We start from the raw sequence: 20614 nt of genomic DNA on the forward strand, positions 1-20614 counted from the left end.
ATGTCGGCGATCAGATCGGTGGTGTAGAACTCGGCGGGGGTCTGGGAAAAGGCGTCCGGGCGGGTGACGAACACCCACACGCCGGTGGCGCCCGGTTCGATCGCATCCGACAGCGTCACCGCGCCAGCGCCCACCCCGTCGGTGTGCAAGGTGGCCTGTGCGACGCCGGGATCGTTACCCCAGCACGGCGCCGACGACGGCCGGGGCGTCTGGATCAGCCGGACCTGGTAGGCAGTGTTGGGGATCGCCACCACCAACTGGACGTCAGCGGTCACCCCGGACCCGTCCGAACGGACATTGGCGGTGGGTCTGCCCTGGCCCGTCGGGCCGTTGTAATTCGTTTCGCTGAAGTCGCAGCGACGCAGCACCTGGGAGAACGGCATGAAGGTGCTGTCGGAAGCCCCCGCCGTGCCGGCACCAGTCGTCAGTGCCGGCGTCAGCGGCGCCGCGACTACAGCTGCCGTCGCCATGGTCACAACCCGAGTCAATTTCCGCACGTCATTACGTTAAACCACCCGCGCGGCCGCCGACACCGCTTCGCGTGCAGTAGCGCGTTGGCGCCGTCAGTAGTGTTGGACCCATGTCGGTGGTGCCGGTCCTAGACGGCGTGCGGGAGAACCTGGGACGCAGTCTGTTCAGCATGGTCGCCGGCCCCGAAGGCCCAGCCAACCGGGCACAAATCCACGACACCCCAGGCCCGCGCTGGTTCGACCAGGACCGCCCGATCCGACGTGTGCACGCCGACGCGTCGATGTTCGTCGGCGGATTGCGGGCACTTCTTCTGCAGTCGCTGCATCCGCTGGCGATGGCGGGTGTCGCCGACCACTCCGACTACCGGGCCGACCCGTGGGGCCGCCTGCAGCGAACCAGCACGTTTCTCGCCGTCACCACGTTCGGTCCCGCCGCCGACGCCCAGCGCGCGGTGGATCGCGTGCGCGGCATCCATCAGCGGGTGCGCGGCACCGCACCCGACGGGCGGACGTATCACGCCGTCGACCCACACCTGCTGGAGTGGGTGCACATCGCCGAGACGGACAGCTTTCTGCTCGCCCACCAACTCTATGGTGCGGCGCCGCTCGACCAACGCGGCCGCGACGACTATGTGGCCGACACCGCGCGCGTCGCCGAAGCACTCGGGGTGCCCGACCCGCCACGCACCGAACGCCAACTGGCCCAACGGATCCAGGATTACCGACCCGAGTTGCGCGGCACCGCCGCCGCCCGCGAAGCCGCCCGGTTTTTGCTGCTGACTCCCCCGCTACCGCTCGTGGCGCGCGCACCCTACGGCGTATTGGCCGCGACGTCGGTGTCGATGCTGCCGGGCTGGGCCCGTAAGCCGTTGCTGCTGCCCTACTTTCCGCCGATCGAGTCGACCGTGATCCGGATGTCCGGTCGCGTCCTGGTCGGCGGTATCCGCTGGGCGCTCAGCGCCTCCCGCTGACGCTATTCCCGGCACTCGACGACGTCGTAACCGCCGTCGGCGTAGCGCGACCGGATCTGCTTCTTGTCGAACTTGCCGACGCTGGTCTTGGGGACCTCGTCGATGAAGGTCCACCACTCCGGTAACCAGAACCGGGCGACCTGATCGCACAGATGGTTTCGCAGCTCCTGGGGTGTGATCGAGGCGCCCTCCTGGACGACGACCGCCGCCAGCGGGCGTTCCTGCCACCGCTCGTCGGGCACCGCCACCACGGCCGCCTCCCGCACGGCCGGATGATCGGCGATGCGCAACTCCAGCTCCACCGAAGAGATCCACTCCCCGCCGGACTTGATGACGTCCTTGGCGCGGTCGGTGAGGGTGATGAAGCCCTGCGGGTCGATGCGGCCGACGTCTCCGGTGCGCAACCAGCCGTCGTCGAACTTCTCCGGATCGGCATTGAGGTAATAGGAGCCGGTGATCCACGGTCCGCGGATCTCGATCTCCCCGACGGCCTTTCCGTCGTTGGGCAACACGTTGCCGTCGTCGTCGACCAGACGGGTCTCCACCCCACACATCACCCGGCCCGCCGAGGCGCGCAACGCCCAGTGGTCGGCTCCGGTGACCTCCGGCGGCGGGGTGGCGATCGCCGCCAACGGTGACGTCTCGGTCATACCCCAGCCCTGGCGGATCATCACGCCGTAGTGCTCCTGGTACTCCTTCATCATCCCGAGCGGAACCGCCGAACCCCCGCAGACGACCAGTCGCAGCGACGAGATGTCACGGCCGGGGTTGGCGTGCAGGTACTGCAGCACGTCGTTCCAGATGGTCGGAACGGCGGCCGAGACCGTCGGGCGGTGGCGTTCGATCGTGTCGACCAACGGAGCGGCCTGCAGAAACCGGTCGGGCAGCAGCAGGTCGGCGCCCGCCATCACCGCTGCATACGGCTGCCCCCACGCGTTGGCGTGGAACATCGGTACCACCGGCAGCACCCGGTCCCCGTCGGCCAGACCGACCGCGTTGGCCGCACATACCGCCATCGAATGCAGATAGCTCGAGCGGTGGCTGTACACCACGCCTTTCGGCTTTCCGGTGGTGCCGCTGGTGTAACACATTGCGGCAGCGCTCTTCTCGTCGAGGTCGGGCCAGTCGTAGGTGATCGGCCGGCCCTCGATCAGGTCGTCGTAGCGGACCACGTTGCGGCCGGACTCCTCGAGCGGGCCCAGATCGCCCTCGCCCACGGCCACCACGGTGTGCACCGAGGTCATCTCCGGCAACATGGGCGCGAGCAACGGGGCCAGCGACATATCAACCAGGACAACCGAATCCTCGGCCTGGTTGGCGATGAACGTCAGCTGGTCAGCCGTCAGGCGGATGTTGAGCGTGTGCAGCACCGCGCCCATACACGGTGCGGCGAAGTACGCCTCGAGGTGTTCCTGGTTGTTCCACTGAAACGTCGCCACCCGCTGGCCGGGCGTGACGCCCAGTTCCCGCAGCCCGTGGGCGAGCTGGGCCACCCGCGTCCCCAGCTCACCGAAGCTGATCTCACGGTGACCGTCAGAGGTCGCCGTAATGACCTTGCGGCCCGAGTAGAACCCGGTTCCGTGCCGCAGAATCCCGGTAACCGTCAACGGAAAGTCTTGCATCGTACTGTCCATGAACCACTCCCAAAGCAGGTGCCGGCGCCCGATGAGCGCCATGATGGTCGATGCCGCAGCCGTGCGGCGGGAAACGGAAAAAGGCGTATCACCGCGCCGGTTTCCCCTACCGTTTCAGGCGTGGAAGCACACCCCGGAAAAGCCCCCGACCTGATCCCGGTCGAGGCACTGCGCCCAGGGGACCCCATCACCGACGTCAACGGTGGCGGTCAGCATTACAAGGTGTTGGAATCCAAGGTCCTCGGCGAAGGCTGTGTGGTGCTGGAACTGGAATCCAAGGCCGACGAGCAGTTTCGGGTGATCGAGATGTCGTTCCCCGCCGGATATCAGATGGGCAGGTCGCCTCGGCACTTCTGGTAGCCGCGCCGGTGCGCCGCGCACATGATTAGCTCAGCACGTCGACACCGATGGGAGAGCCATGCTGCGAGACATCCGTGAGCTGACCGATTCGCCGCAAGAGTACGCCGCCGAACTGCGTCGTCGCTGGGGCGGCCTGCTGAGCTACCGCTACATCGGGCGCCGCTACGCGCAAATGGATCTCGGCCCCAAGGACAACACCGTTCCGCTGCGCCGCGACATGCGCAACACCACGGGCGGGCTGCTGTTCGCGGTGCTGGGCATCTCGGCGCCGGAGAGCGGGCACATGTCGGATCTGGAGGCGGTGCCCAACCCGGTCATCCATTCGTGTCAGATCCTCGACCCCGGCCGTGACGTCGCGCGCATCGAGATCATCTCCGAGGAACTGCGCCGCGGCCGCCAGATGGGCTACAGCCGCGCCAAGATCGTCGACGCGGAAAACCCCGACCGGGTGCTCGCGCTCATCGAAGGCCAGGGCGTCAGCATCGGCACACCGCCCGAAGGCCTGGAGAAGATGGAGGCCAACCCACTGGAGGTCGTCGACTCCCCCGACCTGCCGCCGCTGTGGCAGGTCTTCGGCGGGTTCCGCAGGGACGACGGCTACTGGGGGCTGCCCGAACTCGCCGTCGAGGTCGCATCGCCGGACGCAGCCCTGCACATCGGTCCGCAGTTCGTCATGCTCGAGACGGCCGCCATCGACGCGGCGGCGACGTTCGCGGGCACCGACCGAATCCAGGGCGTGTCGAACCACGTCATGTTCATGGCCCGCGGAAAAGCCGGCCCGTTCCGGCTGGAGACCGAACCCATATCCGGCCGTGACGGCATGGTCGCCGTGCGTGTGCACATGTACGACGAAGGGTTCGAGGACCGGCTCACCACCGTGGGCTCCTATCAGTTCCGGGTGGTGTAGCCGCAGGCCACCTGTGGGCCGTGAGACACTTTCGGTATGGCTGTCGCAATCGCCCGTCCCAAGCTCGAGGGCAGCATCGCCGTCGGTGACAACCGGCGCATCGGGTTCGCCGAGTTCGGCGATCCACGGGGCCGCCCCGTCTTCTGGCTGCACGGAACCCCCGGCGCGCGTCGGCAGATCCCGATGGAGGCCCGGGTCTACGCGGAGCGCGAAGCGATCCGGCTGATCGGCCTTGATCGGCCCGGCATCGGCTCGTCCACCCCGCACCAGTACGACTGCGTGATCGCCGTCGCAGATGATCTGCGCATCATCGCCGACACACTCGGCATCGACAAAATGATCGTGATCGGCTTGTCCGGCGGCGGCCCCTACACGCTGGGTGCCGCGGCGGCGTTGCCGGACCGCGTCGTGGCCGCCGGTGTCATCGGCGGTGTGGCCCCGACAGTGGGCGTCGACGCCATCTCCGGTGGCTTGATGGGCAACGTCGGCACTCGCGTGGCGCCGCTGCTGCAGATCGCCGGCGCCCCGATCGGCGCGGTGGCCAGTGCGCTGATCCGGGTGATCAAGCCGGTCGCCGAGCCCGTCGCCGACCTGTACGGCCGGGTGTCACCGGAGGCCGACCGGCGGCTGCTGGCCCGCCCCGAGGTCAAGGCGATGTTCCTCGACGACATCCTCTACGGCAGCCGCAAGCAGATGGCCGCCCCGTTCTCCGACATCGTCACGTTCTCCCGGTACTGGGGCTTCACACTCGCCGATATCAACGTGCCGGTGCGTTGGTGGCACGGCGACGCCGACCACATCGTCCCGTACGCCCACGGTCAGCACGTGGTGTCGCGGTTGGCCGACGCCGAGCTCTACCCGATGCCCGGTGAGAGCCACCTCGCCGGTCTCGGCCGCGCCGAGGAGATCCTGCAGACCATGATGAAGGTCTGGGACGAGTACGCGGCTTAGCGTTTCAGCCAGCCCACGACGGTTTTGAGGTCGCGGGAGTAGGCCATCAGGACATCGTCCTGATACAGCGCGCCGCCGCTGATCGCGTCGTCGCCCTGCCAGATCACGTGCACGCGCACCGGGCTGCGGGTGTAGTAGTCGACCCGGTCCGAGTCCCTGCGGTGCCATCCGGCCTCCGTGGCGAACTCGGACAGCTCCCCTCGTTCGACGATTGTCGTCATTAGGTATTCCTCCTGTGTCGCCCGGCGAGAGACGATACCCGCATGATTGAACTCGAGGTGCTTCAGGCCGATGTGACCAAACTCGACGTGGACGCGATCACCAACGCGGCCAACACCGAGCTCCGGCACGGCGGCGGGGTGGCCGCCGCCATCGCCCGCGCCGGCGGCGACGAACTGCAGCGGGAATCGCGGCAGAAGGCGCCGATCGGACTCGGTGAGTCGGTCGAAACCACCGCTGGCGACATGCCCGCCCGCTACGTCATCCACGCCGCGACGATGGAGCTCGGCGGGCCGACCTCCGCCGAGATCATCGAACGCGCCACCGGCTCCGCGCTGGCCAAGGCCGACGAACTCGGGTGCCGCTCTTTGGCTTTGGTGGCCTTCGGGACCGGCGTCGGCGGGTTCCCGCTCGAGGAGGCCGCGCGGCTGATGGTCGGCGTCGTGCGTCGCCACGAGCCGAAGAGCCTGCAGCGCGTCGTGTTCGCCGTCCACGGCGACGCCGCCGAACAGGCGTTCGCGACCGAGGCGCGACGCGGCTAAACCGCGTCGCTGCTCAATGTGCGGCGCAACAGATGCATGGCGACGGTGGTCGACCGTTCGCGGACATCCGCGCGGTCCCCCGGCAGCTGCAAGGTGCGTGTCACGGTGCGGCCGTCACGCGTCTTGAGGCTGAAACACACTGTGCCCACCGGCTTTTCGGCGGTGCCGCCGTCCGGTCCGGCGATCCCGGTGATCGCGACGGCGGTGTCCGCGCTGAAGCGGTGCAATGCGCCGTCGGCCATGGCTTCTGCCACCGGCTCCGACACCGCACCGTGGGTTTCGATCAACGCCGGGTCGACGCCGAGAAGCTCCGACTTGGCCTGGTTGGAGTAGGACACCACGCCGCCCGCGACGTACGCCGACGAGCCGGGCCGATCGGTGAGGCGAGCCGCCAGCAGACCGGCCGTGCACGATTCCGCGGTGGCCAGCCAGCGCCCGGCCAGCAGGTCCGCGACCTGCTCGTCCACGCTGGAGCCGTCTTCGGAGAAGATCTCGTGGCCGTGGCGTTGCCGCAGCAGCGCCATCAGGTCCGCGTACGCCGCGGCCGCATCGGGTTCATAGCGCGTCACGATTTCGATTTCGCCGCGGCGCAGGCAGGTGGTGATCTCGAGCCGGTCAAATCCGTCGACGCGCTGTTCGGCTTCGCGCAGTGTCTCGGCCAGCCCGGATTCGGGCAGCCCGAACATCCGGACCATTTCCTGGCGGTAGGTGGTGCGGCCCGCGATCGCCTCCTGCACAGCCGGTGTCTGCACCGCGGCCCGCCACATCGGCTGCAGTTCGCGCGGCGGGCCGGGCAGCACCACGACCGTCGGCTTACCGGGGACCACCACACCGGGTGCGGTGCCGACCGGGTCCAGGACGTGCGCACCCTCGGGGATCAGGGCCTGTTTGCGGTTGGCCGCGTGCAGCGCCTCGGCGTTCACGTCGGGAAAGCGCACCATGAGCCGCGCCACGATATCGGCGACCATCGCCTCGACGCGGCTGTCCAGCGTGAGCTCGCGCCCGCAGAACCGGGCCACGGTTGCGACGGTCATGTCGTCGGCGGTCGGGCCGAGGCCGCCGCTCGTCACGATCAGGTCCACCCCTTCGCCGGCCAGGAACCGCAACTGGGCCTCGATGTCGCCGGGGCGGTCGCCGCAGATCGTGATGTGCGCCAGCTCGACGCCGAGCTCGAGGAGACGGTCGGCGATCCACGGGCCGTTGCGGTCCTGGATGCGGCCGGTGAGGACCTCGGTCCCGGTGACGACGATGCCCGCGCGTGCGCTCACGAGCTACGAGACTACGCACAGCGGCGGCGACGCCGCAGGCCGGTAATGTCGTTACCCATGACGGCGCCGAAGTCGCTTCGCGAACTGTTCGATCAGCTCGGGTTGACCGAGGTTCCGTCGTCCGACGACACCGTCGTGATGGAGATGCCCGTCGACGAGCGCACCGTCAACACCGCGGGCGGGTTGCAGGGCGGGCTGATCGCCACGATGGCCGATGTCACCGCGGGCCAACTCGCGTCGCGGGCCACCCCGTTCGGGCTGGCCATCGCCACCACGGACCTGTTCATCCGCTATCTGCGGCCGATCAAGGTCGGCCCGGCCCGCGCCGTGGCGCGCATCCTGCGCACCGGCAAGCGTTCGGTGGTGGTGCAGGTCGACATCTACCGCGGCAACGACGAGCAGGTCTGCGCCACCGCGACGGTCAACTTCGCCGCCGTCGACTGAACGCCGGGTCAGCCCGAGTGTGTGCTCGACGCACGCTTGGGGCGCCCGACCCGTGCGGGTAACCCACGTTCGGCGGCGCCGAGGTCAGCCCGTCGGCAGCGCCTTGTGCGGCACGTCGGCGACCAGGCCGCCGTCCATGACGAACTCCGCGCCGGTCGCGAACGACGATTCGTCGCTGGCCAGGAACAGCACGAACGTCGCCACCTCGTCGACGGTGCCCGGCCGGCCCAGCGGCGCCTGCACCATGTCATCGGGCAGGTGTTTGGTCATTGGGGTCCGGATGAAGCCCGGGTGGATCGAGTTGACACGGATCTTGTTGTGCGCCAGTTCAAGTGCCGCCGACTTGGTCAGCCCACGCACCGCCCACTTGGAGGCGACATAGCTGTGCACCCAGGCGGCGCCGCGCAGACCCTCGATGGACGAGACGTTGATGATGGAACCGCCGCCGGCATTGGTCATCGGATCGATCACGGCCTTGATTCCGAGCATGGTGCCGGTCAGGTTGACGTCGAGCACGTCCTGCCACTTCTTCACGTCCAGCGTCTTCAGCGGCCCCAGCGCCACGATGCCGGCGTTGTTGACCAGCACGTTGAGCGTGCCGAAGTCCTGGGTCGCGGTCGACACCGCGGCCTGCCACTGGTCGTAGTCGGTGACGTCGAGATGCACGTAGCGCGACGCCCCGCCGAGTTCGTCGGCCAGCGCCTTGCCCTCGCCGTCGAGGATGTCACCGATGACCACCTTGGCGCCCTCGGCCACGAGCATCCGGGCGTGCGCGGCGCCCATCCCCCGCGCGCCACCGCTGATAAGTGCAACTTTTCCGTCCACGCGTCCCATGAGGGGTCAGGCTACAGGGCACACGTGCTACAAGTAGAACCTGTTCCAGTTCGGCGAAGGGAAACAGATGGCCATCCGCGTCGCCCTCATCGGTACCGGCAACTGTGGCAGCCTCGCGCTGAGGCAACTCGTCGACGATCCGCGCTTCGACCTCACCGGCGTCTGGGTGTCCTCGGACGCCAAGGTCGGCAAGGACGCCGGGCAGTTGGCCGGGTTGGACGTCACCACCGGCGTCACCGCGGTCAACGACCTCGAGGCGATCATCGCCGCACAACCGCAGGCCATCGTGTACTGCGCGATGGGCGACACCCGCCTGCCCCAGGCCATGGCCGACATCCGCCAGATCCTGGCCGCAGGCATCGATGTGGTCGGTTCGGCGCCGGGGGTGTTGCAGTACCCGTGGCAGGTGATTCCCGACAAGTACATCGAACGCATCGAAGACGCTGCGCGGCAAGGTGATTCAAGTGTGTTCATGACCGGCGTCGATCCCGGGTTCGCGACCGACCTGCTGCCGTTCGCGCTGGCGGGCACCTGCCAGCGCATCGAGCAGATCCGCACCATGGAGATCGCCGACTACGCCAGCTACGACGGCGCGACGGTGATGTTCGAGGTGATGGGCTTCGGCAACCAGATCGGCGACTTCCCGCTGCTGTTTCAGCCCGGGGTGCTGTCCATCGCCTGGGGCACCGCGATCCGGCAGCTGGCCGCCGGGCTCGGCGTCGAGGTCGACGAGATCAAGGACTCCGTCGAACAGGAACCGGCGCCCGAGGACTTCGACGTCGCCGTCGGCACCATCAAGAAGGGCACCGTGGCCGCGCTGCGCTTCCAGATCGAAGGCATGGTCAAAGGCAAACCGGTGATCGTCGTCGAACACGTCACCCGGTTGCGGTCCGACCTGCGCCCGGACTGGGCGCAGTCCGCCCAGCCCGGCGGTTCCTACCGCGTGGAGATCGTCGGCGAGCCGTCCTACACCATGGACATCTGCCCGACCAGCCGCAACGGCGACCACAACTATGCGGCGATCCTCGCTGCGGCCGGACGCATCGTCAACGCCATCCCCGACGTGCTCGCCGCGCCGCCCGGCATCCGGACCACCTTGGACATGCCGCTCGTGACCGGTAGGGGCCTGCTGCGCCCTTAAGTAGTCTGGAGCGCAACATGAGCGCCCACCCGGTGGCACCCGATCCGATCGCGGAAATCGCCGCAAGCCCGCCCGGACCGCACATCGGCGCGTTCTTCGACCTGGACGGCACGCTCGTCGACGGGTTCACCGCGACCGCGCACGCCGCCGACCGCATCAGGCGCAGGCAGGCGCGTATCGGCGAGGTGCTCGGCGTCGTGGAGGCCTCACTGCGATATCGCTTCGGGCGCATGCAGTTCGAGCGCCTGCTCACCCGGGCCGCCGGATATCTGCGCGGCGAATCGCTGGCCGAACTCGACGTGCTCGGCGAGCGCCTGTTCGTCGAGCGCGTGCTGTCACGGGTGTTTCCCGTCATGCACGACATCGTGGTCGCCCACCAGCAGCGCGGGCACACGGTCGTGCTGAGCAGTTCGGCGCTGACCATCCACGCCGAACCCGTCGCCCGCTACCTGGGTATCGACCATGTGCTGTGCAACCGCTTCGAGCTCGACGATGCCGGTCTGCTCACCGGGCGCATCGCCAAACCCGTCATCTGGGGGCGGCGGAAATCCACTGCGGTGCAGGGCTTCTGCGGGTCAAACGAGATCGACCTGAAGCACAGCTACTTCTACGCCGACGGCGACGAGGACGCTGCGCTGATGGTGCTGGTCGGCCACCCCCGGCCGGTCAACCCGCGGCCGCGGCTGTCCGCAATCGCCGCCGAGCACGGCTGGCCGGTGCTGCGCGTGGCCGGATCGCCGCGACGGCGCCGGTCGCTACGCCGGCTCGTCGGCTATGACTGATCACTGTCCGCAGCGGTGCCCCGACGTGTGCGGTTGACGCAGCCACTACGCTAAACTAGAACACGTTTCAGTTCGCGACAGCGTCCTATCGAGGAGCCGGCATGCACACCCCCATCTGCGACGAACTCAACATCGAGTTCCCGATCTTTGCCTTCACCCACTGCCGCGATGTCGTCGTCGCCGTGAGCAAGGCCGGCGGGTTCGGTGTGCTCGGTGCCGTCGGGTTCACCCCCGAGCAGCTCGAGATCGAGTGCAAGTGGATCGACGAGAACATCGGCGACCACCCCTACGGCGTGGACATCGTCATCCCGAACAAGTACGAGGGCATGGACGCCAGCGACCTCGACCCCGACGTGCTGAAGAAGACGCTGAACGACCTTGTGCCCCAGGAGCACATCGACTTCGCCAAGAAGATCCTCGCCGACCACGGCGTGCCCGTCGAGCACAGCGACGACGACGCGCTGCAGCTGCTGGGCTGGACCGAGGCGACCGCCACCCCGCAGGTCGAGGTGGCGTTGCAGCACCCCAAGTGCACGCTGATCGCCAACGCGCTGGGCACCCCGCCCGCCGACATGATCAAGCACATCCACGAGTCCGGCCGCAAGGTCGCGGCGCTGTGCGGTTCGCCGTCGCAGGCCCGTAAGCACGCGGACGCCGGCGTGGACATCATCGTCGCCCAGGGCGGTGAGGCCGGCGGTCACTGCGGCGAGATCGGCTCGATCGTGCTGTGGCCCCAGGTCGTCAAGGAGGTCGCGCCGGTGCCGGTGCTCGCGGCGGGCGGAATCGGCAGCGGCCAACAGATCGCCGCTGCGCTCGCCATGGGCGCGCAGGGCGCATGGACCGGCTCGCAGTGGGTGATGGTCGAGGAGTCCGAGCACACCCCGGTGCAGCACGCCGCCTACGCCAACGCCACCAGCCGCGACACCGTGCGCAGCCGTTCGTTCACCGGCAAGCCCGCGCGGATGCTGCGCAACGAGTGGACCGAGGCCTGGGAGAACCCGGACAACCCCAAGCCGCTGGGAATGCCGCTGCAGTACATGGTGTCGGGCATGGCGGTCGCGGCCACCCACAAGTACCCCAACGAAAGCGTCGACGTGGCGTTCAACCCGATCGGTCAGGTCGTCGGCCAGTTCACCAAGGTGGAGAAGTCCGCCGCGGTGATCGAGCGCTGGGTTCAGGAGTATCTCGAGGCCACCAACCGGCTCAACGAACTCAACGAGGCCGCTTCTGTCTGAGGGCTAGCGACTTGTGGAGCCGTGGCCGCGGGTGAGCGCGGCTACGGCTCCGCAAGCCGGGCTCCACAAACCGTCTGAATCTGGTCTAGTGCGCGGCCACGCGATTATGTAAGGTGACATACATAATCGCGGCGGAAAGGTCGGACGCGCATGGTCAGCCCTCGAGAGCGGATGGTCGTCTCGGCCGCCTTGTTGATCCGGGAGCGCGGCGCCCACCCGACCGCCATCGCCGATGTGCTCGCACACAGCGGCGCCCCACGCGGTTCGGCATACCACTACTTCCCCGGTGGCCGGACTCAACTGCTCTGTGAAGCCATCGATTTCGCCGCCGACCACATCGCCGCGCGAATGGCAAAGGCCCGCAGCGGGGCCGAGATCCTCGACCAGCTCATCGGCGACTACCGCAAGGAACTCATCGACACCGACTATCGGGCGGGTTGTCCCGTCGTCGCGGTCAGCGTCGAGGCCGGCGATCCCGCCAAGCAGGAGCAGTCCGCGCCCGTGATCGAGCGCGCGGCGGCGGCGTTCGCTCGCTGGACCGACCTCATCGCAGCACAGCTGGTCGCCGACGGCGTGCCCGCCAAGCGTGCGAAAGAGCTCGCGATGCTCGTCATCACCACGTTCGAAGGCGCGATCGTCGTGGCCCGCGCATCCCGCGACGTCACACCGCTCGACCTGGTCCACGGCCAACTGCGGGCGCTGCTGCAGGCGGCGATTCCGGAAAGGAAATCCGAAGATGACCGGTGACTGGCAGCCGACAGCCTGCATCCTCTGCGAATGCAACTGCGGCATCGTGGTACAGCTCGACGGCCGCAACCTGACCAAGATCCGCGGCGACAAGGCGCACCCGGCCTCACTCGGCTACACGTGCAACAAGGCGCTGCGCTTGGACCACTACCAGAACAGCCCAGGCCGGCTGACGTCGCCGATGCGGCGACGGCCCGACGGTAGCTATGAGGAAATCGACTGGGACACCGCAGTTTCGGAGATAGTCGACGGGTTCAAAAGCATCGCCGATAGCCACGGTGGCGACAAGATCTTCTATTACGGCGGCGGCGGTCAGGGCAATCACCTCGGTGGCGCTTACAGCGGTGCCTTTCTCAAGGCGCTTGGCTCGCGGTACCGGTCGAATGCGCTCGCGCAGGAGAAGACCGGTGAGGCATGGGTCGACGCGCACCTCTACGGCGGCCATACCCGCGGCGAGTTCGAACACGCCGAGGTGTCGGTGTTCGTCGGCAAGAACCCGTGGATGTCGCAAAGCTTCCCGCGGGCGCGCGTCGTGCTCAACGACATCGCCAAGGACCCCGCCCGCTCGATGATCGTCATCGACCCGGTGCTCACCGACACCGCGAAGATGGCCGACCTCCATCTGCGGGTGCGGCCGGGAACCGACGCTTGGTGCCTGGCCGCGCTGGCCGGCGTGCTGGTTCAGGAAAACCTCTGCGACGAGACCTTTCTGGCCGAACATGTCACCGGCGTCGAACCGGTGCGCGAGGTGTTGCGTGACGTCTCGGTCGCCGACTACGCGCAGCGGTGCGGCGTGGACGACGAACTGATCCGGCTGGCGGCACGACGGATCGGCACCGCCGAAAGCGTCGCGGTGTTCGAAGACCTCGGTGTCCAACAGGCGCCCAACAGCACGTTGTGCTCTTACCTCGACAAGCTGCTGTCGATCCTGACCGGAAACTTCGGCAAGCGCGGTGGGCAGCATCTGCATTCGACGTTCGGTCCCCTGCTGCGCCACGCGCCGCAGATCGGCCGGACACCCGTTACCGGCGCGCCGATCATCGGTGGGCTGGTGCCGGGAAACGTGGTGCCCGACGAGATCTTGACCGACCACCCCGACCGGTTCCGGGCGATGATCGTGGAAAGCAGCAACCCGGCGCACTCGTTGGCGAACTCCGCTGCCTGCCGCGAGGCGTTCCGGTCGCTGGAACTGCTGGTGGTCATCGACGTCGCGATGACCGAAACGGCCCGGCTCGCCCACTACGTGTTGCCCGCTGCCAGCCAGTTCGAGAAGGCCGAGGCGACGTTCTTCAACTTCGAGTTCCCGCACAACACATTTCACCTACGCCACCCGCTGATGGATCCATTGCCGGGCACCCTGCCCGAGGCTGAGATCTGGGCGCGGTTCATTCGCCGGCTCGACGTCGTCGACGAGGCCGAGCTGGCACCGCTGCGCTCGGCGGCCAAACAAAGCCGCGTGGACTTCGCCGGAGCCTTTTTCACCGCGGTCGCATCCTCGCCGATGCTGAGTAAGGTGCTGCCCTTCGTGCTGTACGAGACGCTGGGACCCACGCTGCCCGACGGCCTTCAGAGCGCGGCGGCGTTGTGGGGATTGGCGCAGAAAGTGGCGTTGACCTATCCGGATGCGGTGCGCCGCGCCGGGTACGCCGACGGCAACGCACTGTTCGACGCGATCCTGGCGAGCCCGTCGGGGCTGACGTTCACCGCGCATGAGTACGGCGACGACTTCGAGCTGATCACCCACGCCGACCACAAGATCGCTCTGCACATGCCCGAGATGCTCGACGAGATGCGCGGGCTCGCCGCGGCGAAGCCCGCGCTGACCAGCGCGCAGTTCCCGATCGTGCTGTCGGCGGGTGAGCGCCGCGCCTACACCGCCAACGACATCCTGCGCGATCCGTCCTGGCGCAAGCGCGATCGTGACGGTGCGCTGCGGATAAGCGTCGAAGATGCCGAGGCGCTCGGTTTGAGCGACGGCGGCCGCGCGCGCATCACCACCGTCGCGGGCGTCGCCGAGGCGAGCGTCGAAATCAGCGAGGCCATGATGCCCGGGCACGCGTCGCTGCCCAACGGTTACGGCCTGGACTTCGGAAACGATGTCGCGGGCGTCGCGCCGAACGCGCTGACATCCACCGAGTGGCGTGACGCCTTCTCCGCGACACCGTGGCACAAGCATGTGCCGGCCCGCATCGAAGCGCTCCAGGAGAACTGACGATGACCGCGAGCACGCTTTCCCGAATCGACTACCAGGACGCGTTTTTCGTCCACGTCGCATCGCCGCAGGCTCGCACGGCCGAACAATGGATGCGGGTGATCCTCGAAGAGGCGCCCTCGGCGGTGCGGCTGCAGTTGCTTTCGGGCTGGAAGTCGTTAGGGCTCAAAGCCGTTCCGGACGACTCCGAGGGGTCGATACTGGGCTGGCAGATCAAGGACAGCACAGCCGATTTCGTGTTGCTCGGCCGGGAATCGCGCATCGGAATGCCCGGCGAGCTGTTGTTGCGGCGCACCGAGCACGGCCTGTCGTTCGCGAGCTTTGTGCGGTTCGGAAACCCGTTCGTCCGGCTGCTGTGGGCGGCCGTGAAAGACACGCATGTGCGCACGGTGACTTCGCTGCTGGAGCACGCCAGCCGTCGCTAACCGCTCAGGGTGCAGGCGCGGGTGCGGGTGCGGGTGGCGGAGGTGCCGGGGCAGGCTGCGGCGGGCTCGGGTGCGCGGACAAGCCGGGAGGCGGGGTGGCGTTCGGGTCGAGCGGACGTTGCGTCAGCAGCAGCAGGGCGTCCTCGCCGCTGACCTCCTGAGTCCGCACGGCATGCCACAGCTCGCGCAGGTAGGTCAACCCTCGGCTATGCGATCTGTCGGTCGGCGCCATCGTGGTGTCGGGCGGTAGGTTCTGCGGGCTCGGCAGGTGCGGCGTACCTTCCACCGGGCCAGCGGCGGCGGCGACGACTCCATCCGCAGGCGGGGTGTGCGGGGCAGGTGCCGGCGTGGTCGGCGCGGGCGCAGCGAGCGTGGGCGGTGCGGGCGGGACGGGCACCGTCTGGGCGGCAACCGGTGCGGGCGGCGGTGGGGCGGGCGGCGTGGGCGAGACGGGCGCGGCCAGCGCCGACGGCGCCGCGATGAGCAGCGCCGAGAGCAGGCCGAAACCCGCGGTGACCCCGAGTGCCTTCGCGTCGATGTCCAACCTCACGCATGCCCCCTTCCGGTTACTCCACAGGTGGCGTCACTGGATGAATATGCCGGGCCGCCAAAATTGTTACACCTGTGGCCCCGGTGACCAAGAAGTCAATTAGCGATGCCGCCGGAACACGTTTCACTTCCGAAATTCCTCAACACGGCTCAACAGGCTCAACTGTGGTGTAGCAATGCGATAGGCGCACTAGATCCCGTCATGTGAGGAATGCATCCATGCCGACCCCCAACCTCCCGCCCGGCTTCGATTTCACCGATCCCGACATCTACGCCGAGCGACTGCCGGTCGAGGAACTCGCCGAGATGCGCAGGGTCGCACCGATCTGGTGGAACGAGCAACCGATCGGAACGGGCGGCTTCGACGACGGCGGCTTCTGGGTGGTCACCAAGCACAAGGACGTCAAGGAGGTGTCGCTGCGCAGCGACGTCTTCTCCAGCCTGGCCAAGACCGCGCTGCCGCGCTACCGCGACGGCACGGTCGGCGAGCAGGTCGAGCGGGGCAAGTACGTCCTGCTCAACATGGACGCACCGCACCACACCCATCTGCGCAAGATCATCTCGCGCGCCTTCACCCCTCGGGCCGTCGAGCGGCTGCGCGAGGAACTCGGCCAGCGGGCACAAGCGATCGCCAAGGCCGCCGCCGCCGAAGGCACCGGCGACTTCGTCGAGCAGGTGTCCGCCGAATTGCCGCTGCAGGCCATCGCCGGCCTGATGGGGGTGCCGCAGGAAGAGCGGATGAAGCTGTTCCACTGGTCCAACCAGATGGTCGGCGACCAGGACCCGGAGTTCGCCGACAACGACGCGCTCACCGCGTCGGCCGAGCTGATCATGTACGGGATGAAGTTGGCCGCCGAGCGCGCCGACCAGCCCGGCGAAGACCTCGTCACCAAGCTCGTGCAGGCCGACGTCGAAGGGCACAAGCTCTCCGACGACGAACTCGGCTTCTTCGTCATTCTGCTCGCCGTCGCGGGCAACGAGACGACGCGCAACTCCATCACCCAGGGCATGATGGCGTTCACCGACTTCCCCGATCAGTGGGAGCTGTTCAAGAAGGACCGCCCGGGCACCGCCGCCGACGAAATCGTCCGGTGGGCCACCCCGGTCACCTCGTTTCAACGCACCGCACTGGAGGACACCGAGCTGGCCGGCGTCGAAATCAAGAAGGGCCAGCGGGTCGTCATGTTCTACCGCTCGGCCAACTTCGACGAGGACGTGTTCGACGATCCGTTCACGTTCGACATCCTGCGAGATCCCAACCCGCACGTGGGATTCGGCGGCACCGGCGCGCACTACTGCATCGGCGCCAACCTGGCCCGCATGACGATCGACCTGATGTTCAACGCCATCGCCGACCACATCCCCGACCTGGCTCCGCTCGCCAAGCCCGAACGGCTACGGTCGGGCTGGCTCAACGGCATCAAACACTGGCAGGTGGATTACTCCGGCGCAGGCGCGTAGTCGATGATCGAACGCCAGTACTCCTCGGGGATCTCGGCGTTCGCGCGCAAGACCATCGCCAGGCCGGTCGCCATCGCGATCCCGAGCAGGGCCAGCCACAACCCGAACAGCCCGATGACCGCCCACAGCACCGCGGTCACCGTCGGCCACGGTGACAGCACCGCGAGCACCGGGGCGAAGAAGAAACCGGCGCCGATGTAGGCCGCCGACCCCGCGCGGTCGGAGGCCAACACGAAACGCAGCCACCGTGGAATCGGCGTATCGGTGGGCGATGTGGTCGTCATCGTCACTCCTTGGCTCGGGCTGACACCCTCACCGTCCCCCCCGCAGGTAAGCGCCGCAATTACCTGACAGGTAGTGGTCGCGCACGTCGTGGTGGGCGACACTGAACCCGTGAGCACACTCGACGCACCGGCTCCGGCGTTCGGCGCCCTCATGCGCGACTGGCGCCAACGCCGTCGCTTGTCGCAACTCGACCTGGCGATCGAGGCCGACGTCTCGGCGCGCCACGTCAGCTTCATCGAAACCGGACGGTCGGCGCCGAGTCGGGCGATGGTGTTGCGCCTCGCCCGGGTGCTCGACGTGCCCCTGCGCGAACAGAACCAGCTGCTGCTGGCCGCCGGGCTGGCGCCGGTGTACGGCGAACGCTCCCTCGATGATCCGGACATGGCCGCGGTGCGGGAAGGGGTCGATCGGGTTCTGGGCGCCTACAACCCTTTTCCGTGCGTGGTGGTGGACCGGGGTTGGCAGATCGTGCGCGCCAACGCCGGCACGGGGGTGCTGCTGGAGGGCGTCGCATCCCACCTTCTCGAACGGCCGAACGCGCTTCGCCTGGCTCTGCATCCCGACGGATTGGCACCGCGGATCCGCAACCTCGCGCAGTGGCGCCACCACCTCATCGCCCGGTTGCGCCGCGAAGCGGCTGTCAGCGGCTCGGCCGACCTTTCGGCGCTATTGGCCGAGATCGAAGACTATCCAGGAGGTTTCGACGAAACCCTCGACCTCGGCGGTGTCGCCGTACCCCTCGAGCTCTACACGCCGGACGGTCGACTGCTGACTTTCCTCAGCATGGTCACCACGTTCGGCACCGCGCTCGACGTCACCGCCGCAGAGCTTTCCATCGAGGCGTTCCTGCCTGCCGACGACGACACCGCCGCCGCTCTGCGGTGAAACACACCCCGATGACCGCCAACGGCAATAGAGTCTGGCCCCATGGACAACCGACTTGTTGCGACGGCCGCCGTTGCCCTGATCGCCGGCGCGGCTGGATGTGCAGGGCAGCCGGCGGCGTTGGGCAGCACGACCGCGAAGGTGATCATCAACGGCGAGAGCACGGGCCAGCCACATCCCGTGAGCTGCTCACAGTCGGGATGGGCGTGGACCATCGAAACTCCCGACGAGGACAAGGGGTTCACGGCCAGCATCGACACCGGGGATCAGGTCACCGTCCAGTCGGTGGAGTTCCGCGACATCGGCGGCTTCACGGGCACCTTCTGGAACGGCAGCATCGGTGAAGCCGAGGTGACCAGCGAGCGCGGGACTTTCATCATCGACGGGTCGGCCGACGGTGCGTTCACCGACAACCCGAGCAACGCCGTCACCGCGCAGTTCCGCATCGAAGCCAACTGCTGAACCCGGCGATGCATCCTTTCCGCCGCGCAATCGAAGCCAACGACCTGGACGCGGCCCTCGCGCTGACCCACGATGACGTGGTGTTCAAGAGCCCGGTCGTGTTCACCCCGTACGTCGGGAGGGAACCGCTGCGGCAGATCCTGACGGCCGTGGTGGAGGTGTTCGAGGATTTCCGCTATGTCCGCGAGATCGGTGCCGACGACGGTCCCGATCATGCGTTGGTGTTCGAGGCCAGGGTCGGTGACAAACGCCTGGAGGGCTGCGACTTCATCCGGCGCGACGACGACGGCGTGATCACCGAGCTCACCGTCATGGTGCGGCCCATGTCGGCGCTGCTGGCGCTGGCCGAGGCGATGAAGGCCCGGCTCAGCGCGACCTGACAACTGGTCAGACCACTTGACCTCTGGCCGGTGCGCTGGCAGGGTGGCGGCATGGCCCTGCAACCGGTGAACCGACGCTCCGTTCCCGAAGACGTCTTCGAGCAGATCGTCGCCGAGGTGCTCAGCGGCGAGATGCAGCCAGGGGAAACGCTGCCCAGTGAGCGCCGGTTGGCCGAGGTGCTGGGGGTGTCGCGGCCCGCGGTGCGTGAAGCGCTCAAGCGGCTCACCGCCGCCGGGCTGGTCGAGGTGCGACAGGGCGACGCCACCACCGTGCGCGACTTCCGCAGGCACGCCGGGCTGGACCTGCTGCCCCGGCTGCTCATCCGCTCGGGCGAACTCGATGTGGCGGTGGTCCGCAGCATCCTGGAGACGCGGCTGCACAACGGACCCAAGGTGGCTGAGCTGGCGGCCGAGCGACGCGGTCCGGAGCTGGCGGGACTGCTCGACGACGTATTGCGCGCTCTGGGCGCCGAACCCGACCCGGTCGAACAGCAGCGCCATGCGCTGAACTTCTGGGATCGCGTCGTCGACGGCGCCGATTCGATCGCGTTCCGGCTGATGTACAACACGCTGCGCGCCACCTATGAACCCGCGCTGCCTGCCCTGGCCGCGGTGATGGCCGATGAGGTCGGACGCCCGCAGGCTTATCGCGCGGTGGCCGACGCGATCGAGGCGGGTGAGCCGGAGCGCGCCAGACAGGCCGCACACGAGCTTCTCGAGCCCGCGACCACGGCCCTGCTGGCGGCCTTGGAGAACCTGGAGGAACCGCGATGACCGCCACACGTGCCACCCGTAAGACATTCACCTTGGCCGATGCGCGCCGCGAGTTCTGGAAGCACCCGTCCCCGTGGATGATCGGCGCGTTGTTGGCAGTCGCGTTGGTGGCGCGGATCGCCGTCGGCGACTTTCAGCCCACCGACGCGGTCGTGCCGTTGGTGATGGTGGCGTTGTTCCCGTTCCTCGAGTGGATCGTGCACGTGTTCATCCTGCACTGGCGGCCAAAGAGATTCGGTCCGTTCACCTTCGATCCGCTACTCGCCCGCGAGCACCGGGCGCACCACCGGGACCCGCGGACCGTCGCGTTGATCTTCATCCCGTGGAAGGCGCTGCTGTGGGTGCTTCCGCTCACGCTTGGCGTCGCGTTGCTGGCCTTCCCACGGTTGGGCATGGGCCTGACTTTCCTTGTGTGCATCGCGGCGTTCGGCCTGGCCTATGAGTGGACGCACTACCTGATCCATACCGACTACAAGCCCAAAACACGTCTGTACCGCGCGATTTGGCGCAACCATCGTCAGCACCACTTCAAGAACGAGCGCTACTGGTTCACCGTCACCAGTTCCGGCACCGCCGACCGGGTGCTCGGGACGTATCCTGACCCGGCCACGGTGGAGAACTCACCTACGGTGAAAAACCTTCACGCCGAACAAATATCGGCGGGCAGGTAAAGCTC

Annotated in this window: 25 protein-coding genes; 18 read left to right on the top strand and 7 right to left on the bottom strand. The window is 67.8% G+C overall.

All coding sequences use genetic code 11. From position 1 onward, the window contains the following. Positions 1–497: hypothetical protein (locus ABQE93_RS19385; RefSeq protein ID WP_448410047.1), on the bottom strand; the 497-nt coding region annotated here is incomplete at its 3' end. An 83-nt stretch (positions 498–580) separates the two neighbouring features. Here ABQE93_RS19385 and ABQE93_RS19390 point away from each other — a divergent pair. Further along, on the top strand, positions 581–1441 hold the full coding sequence (locus tag ABQE93_RS19390) for an oxygenase MpaB family protein (RefSeq protein WP_448410045.1): 861 nt from the start codon (positions 581–583) through the stop codon (positions 1439–1441). A gap of 2 nt (positions 1442–1443) precedes the next feature. Here ABQE93_RS19390 and ABQE93_RS19395 read toward each other — a convergent pair whose 3' ends face one another. Next, a complete protein-coding gene (locus tag ABQE93_RS19395) occupies positions 1444–3075 on the bottom strand; it encodes a fatty acid--CoA ligase (RefSeq protein WP_448410043.1) in 1632 nt (543 codons plus the stop codon). Between the two features lie 120 nt (positions 3076–3195). Here ABQE93_RS19395 and ABQE93_RS19400 point away from each other — a divergent pair, with 120 nt between their 5' ends. From ABQE93_RS19400 to ABQE93_RS19410, 3 genes are read left to right on the top strand one after another with little or no spacing between them, the layout of a single operon-like run. Beyond that, positions 3196–3435 carry a hypothetical protein gene (locus ABQE93_RS19400; protein WP_448410042.1) on the top strand — a complete coding sequence of 80 codons (240 nt, stop codon included), beginning with the start codon at positions 3196–3198 and terminating at the stop codon, positions 3433–3435. A 58-nt stretch (positions 3436–3493) separates the two neighbouring features. Continuing rightward, positions 3494–4342 (top strand): hypothetical protein, encoded by an 849-nt coding sequence (locus ABQE93_RS19405; RefSeq protein WP_448410041.1) that lies wholly within the window; start codon positions 3494–3496, stop codon positions 4340–4342. A gap of 36 nt (positions 4343–4378) precedes the next feature. Further along, complete coding sequence (locus ABQE93_RS19410; protein ID WP_448410040.1) at positions 4379–5293, top strand: alpha/beta fold hydrolase; 915 nt, start codon at positions 4379–4381, stop codon at positions 5291–5293. On the opposite strand, the gene ABQE93_RS19415 is transcribed toward ABQE93_RS19410, so the two are convergent. After that, positions 5290–5514, bottom strand: a complete 225-nt coding sequence (locus ABQE93_RS19415) for a hypothetical protein (RefSeq protein WP_448393891.1) — start codon at positions 5512–5514, stop codon at positions 5290–5292. The genes ABQE93_RS19410 and ABQE93_RS19415 overlap by 4 nt on opposite strands. Positions 5515–5556: 42 nt before the next feature. Here ABQE93_RS19415 and ABQE93_RS19420 point away from each other — a divergent pair, with 42 nt between their 5' ends. Next, positions 5557–6054 carry a macro domain-containing protein gene (locus ABQE93_RS19420; RefSeq protein WP_448410039.1) on the top strand — a complete coding sequence of 166 codons (498 nt, stop codon included), beginning with the start codon at positions 5557–5559 and terminating at the stop codon, positions 6052–6054. Here the strand turns inward: ABQE93_RS19420 and ABQE93_RS19425 are convergent. Beyond that, a complete protein-coding gene (locus ABQE93_RS19425) occupies positions 6051–7322 on the bottom strand; it encodes a competence/damage-inducible protein A (RefSeq protein ID WP_448410037.1) in 1272 nt (423 codons plus the stop codon). The genes ABQE93_RS19420 and ABQE93_RS19425 overlap by 4 nt on opposite strands. A 57-nt stretch (positions 7323–7379) precedes the next feature. On the opposite strand from ABQE93_RS19425, the gene ABQE93_RS19430 reads away from it, so the two are divergent. Further along, positions 7380–7766: a PaaI family thioesterase gene (locus ABQE93_RS19430; RefSeq protein ID WP_448393894.1), complete on the top strand. Its 387-nt coding sequence runs from the start codon at positions 7380–7382 to the stop codon at positions 7764–7766. An 84-nt stretch (positions 7767–7850) separates the two neighbouring features. Here the strand turns inward: ABQE93_RS19430 and ABQE93_RS19435 are convergent, their stop codons facing one another. Beyond that, complete coding sequence (locus ABQE93_RS19435) at positions 7851–8600, bottom strand: glucose 1-dehydrogenase (RefSeq protein WP_448410036.1); 750 nt, start codon at positions 8598–8600, stop codon at positions 7851–7853. A gap of 67 nt (positions 8601–8667) precedes the next feature. Between ABQE93_RS19435 and ABQE93_RS19440 the strand changes: the two genes are divergently transcribed. From ABQE93_RS19440 to ABQE93_RS19465, 6 genes are all read left to right on the top strand, one after another. Continuing rightward, positions 8668–9741: an NAD(P)H-dependent amine dehydrogenase family protein gene (locus ABQE93_RS19440; protein WP_448410035.1), complete on the top strand. Its 1074-nt coding sequence runs from the start codon at positions 8668–8670 to the stop codon at positions 9739–9741. Positions 9742–9758: 17 nt separating this feature from the next. Continuing rightward, positions 9759–10523, top strand: coding sequence for an HAD family hydrolase (locus tag ABQE93_RS19445; protein ID WP_448410033.1), 765 nt, complete (start codon positions 9759–9761; stop codon positions 10521–10523). 101 nt (positions 10524–10624) lie between these two features. Continuing rightward, positions 10625–11758 (top strand): nitronate monooxygenase, encoded by a 1134-nt coding sequence (locus ABQE93_RS19450; protein ID WP_448410032.1) that lies wholly within the window; start codon positions 10625–10627, stop codon positions 11756–11758. 150 nt (positions 11759–11908) lie between these two features. Continuing rightward, on the top strand, positions 11909–12505 hold the full coding sequence (locus ABQE93_RS19455) for a TetR/AcrR family transcriptional regulator (RefSeq protein ID WP_448410030.1): 597 nt from the start codon (positions 11909–11911) through the stop codon (positions 12503–12505). Further along, positions 12495–14717, top strand: coding sequence for a molybdopterin-dependent oxidoreductase (locus ABQE93_RS19460; RefSeq protein WP_448410028.1), 2223 nt, complete (start codon positions 12495–12497; stop codon positions 14715–14717). Before ABQE93_RS19455 ends, ABQE93_RS19460 begins: the two co-directional genes overlap by 11 nt. A gap of 2 nt (positions 14718–14719) precedes the next feature. Next, positions 14720–15142: a hypothetical protein gene (locus ABQE93_RS19465; RefSeq protein ID WP_448410027.1), complete on the top strand. Its 423-nt coding sequence runs from the start codon at positions 14720–14722 to the stop codon at positions 15140–15142. 4 nt (positions 15143–15146) lie between these two features. Here ABQE93_RS19465 and ABQE93_RS19470 read toward each other — a convergent pair whose 3' ends face one another. Continuing rightward, on the bottom strand, positions 15147–15692 hold the full coding sequence (locus ABQE93_RS19470; RefSeq protein ID WP_448410025.1) for a hypothetical protein: 546 nt from the start codon (positions 15690–15692) through the stop codon (positions 15147–15149). Between the two features lie 218 nt (positions 15693–15910). On the opposite strand from ABQE93_RS19470, the gene ABQE93_RS19475 reads away from it, so the two are divergent. After that, complete coding sequence (locus tag ABQE93_RS19475) at positions 15911–17152, top strand: cytochrome P450 (RefSeq protein WP_448410024.1); 1242 nt, start codon at positions 15911–15913, stop codon at positions 17150–17152. On the opposite strand, the gene ABQE93_RS19480 is transcribed toward ABQE93_RS19475, so the two are convergent. After that, positions 17131–17442 (bottom strand): hypothetical protein, encoded by a 312-nt coding sequence (locus ABQE93_RS19480; protein ID WP_448410022.1) that lies wholly within the window; start codon positions 17440–17442, stop codon positions 17131–17133. The genes ABQE93_RS19475 and ABQE93_RS19480 overlap by 22 nt on opposite strands. A gap of 103 nt (positions 17443–17545) precedes the next feature. Between ABQE93_RS19480 and ABQE93_RS19485 the strand changes: the two genes are divergently transcribed. Genes ABQE93_RS19485 through ABQE93_RS19505 form a run of 5 tightly spaced genes read left to right on the top strand, consistent with a single transcriptional unit; the run spans position 17546 to position 20609 of the window. Then, entirely contained in the window at positions 17546–18322 is a 777-nt protein-coding gene (locus ABQE93_RS19485) for a helix-turn-helix domain-containing protein (RefSeq protein ID WP_448410021.1), read from the top strand. A 42-nt stretch (positions 18323–18364) separates the two neighbouring features. Beyond that, entirely contained in the window at positions 18365–18784 is a 420-nt protein-coding gene (locus ABQE93_RS19490) for a lipoprotein LpqH (protein WP_448410019.1), read from the top strand. A gap of 8 nt (positions 18785–18792) precedes the next feature. Beyond that, positions 18793–19164 (top strand): nuclear transport factor 2 family protein, encoded by a 372-nt coding sequence (locus ABQE93_RS19495; protein WP_448410018.1) that lies wholly within the window; start codon positions 18793–18795, stop codon positions 19162–19164. A 51-nt stretch (positions 19165–19215) separates the two neighbouring features. Beyond that, the gene (locus ABQE93_RS19500) at positions 19216–19938 is read left to right on the top strand and encodes a FadR/GntR family transcriptional regulator (RefSeq protein ID WP_448410017.1); all 723 of its coding nucleotides are present in this window, start codon (positions 19216–19218) and stop codon (positions 19936–19938) included. After that, positions 19935–20609 (top strand): sterol desaturase family protein, encoded by a 675-nt coding sequence (locus ABQE93_RS19505; RefSeq protein WP_448410016.1) that lies wholly within the window; start codon positions 19935–19937, stop codon positions 20607–20609. Before ABQE93_RS19500 ends, ABQE93_RS19505 begins: the two co-directional genes overlap by 4 nt. Positions 20610–20614 lie beyond the last annotated feature (5 nt).

Source organism: Mycolicibacterium sp. XJ662 (genome assembly GCF_053484035.1).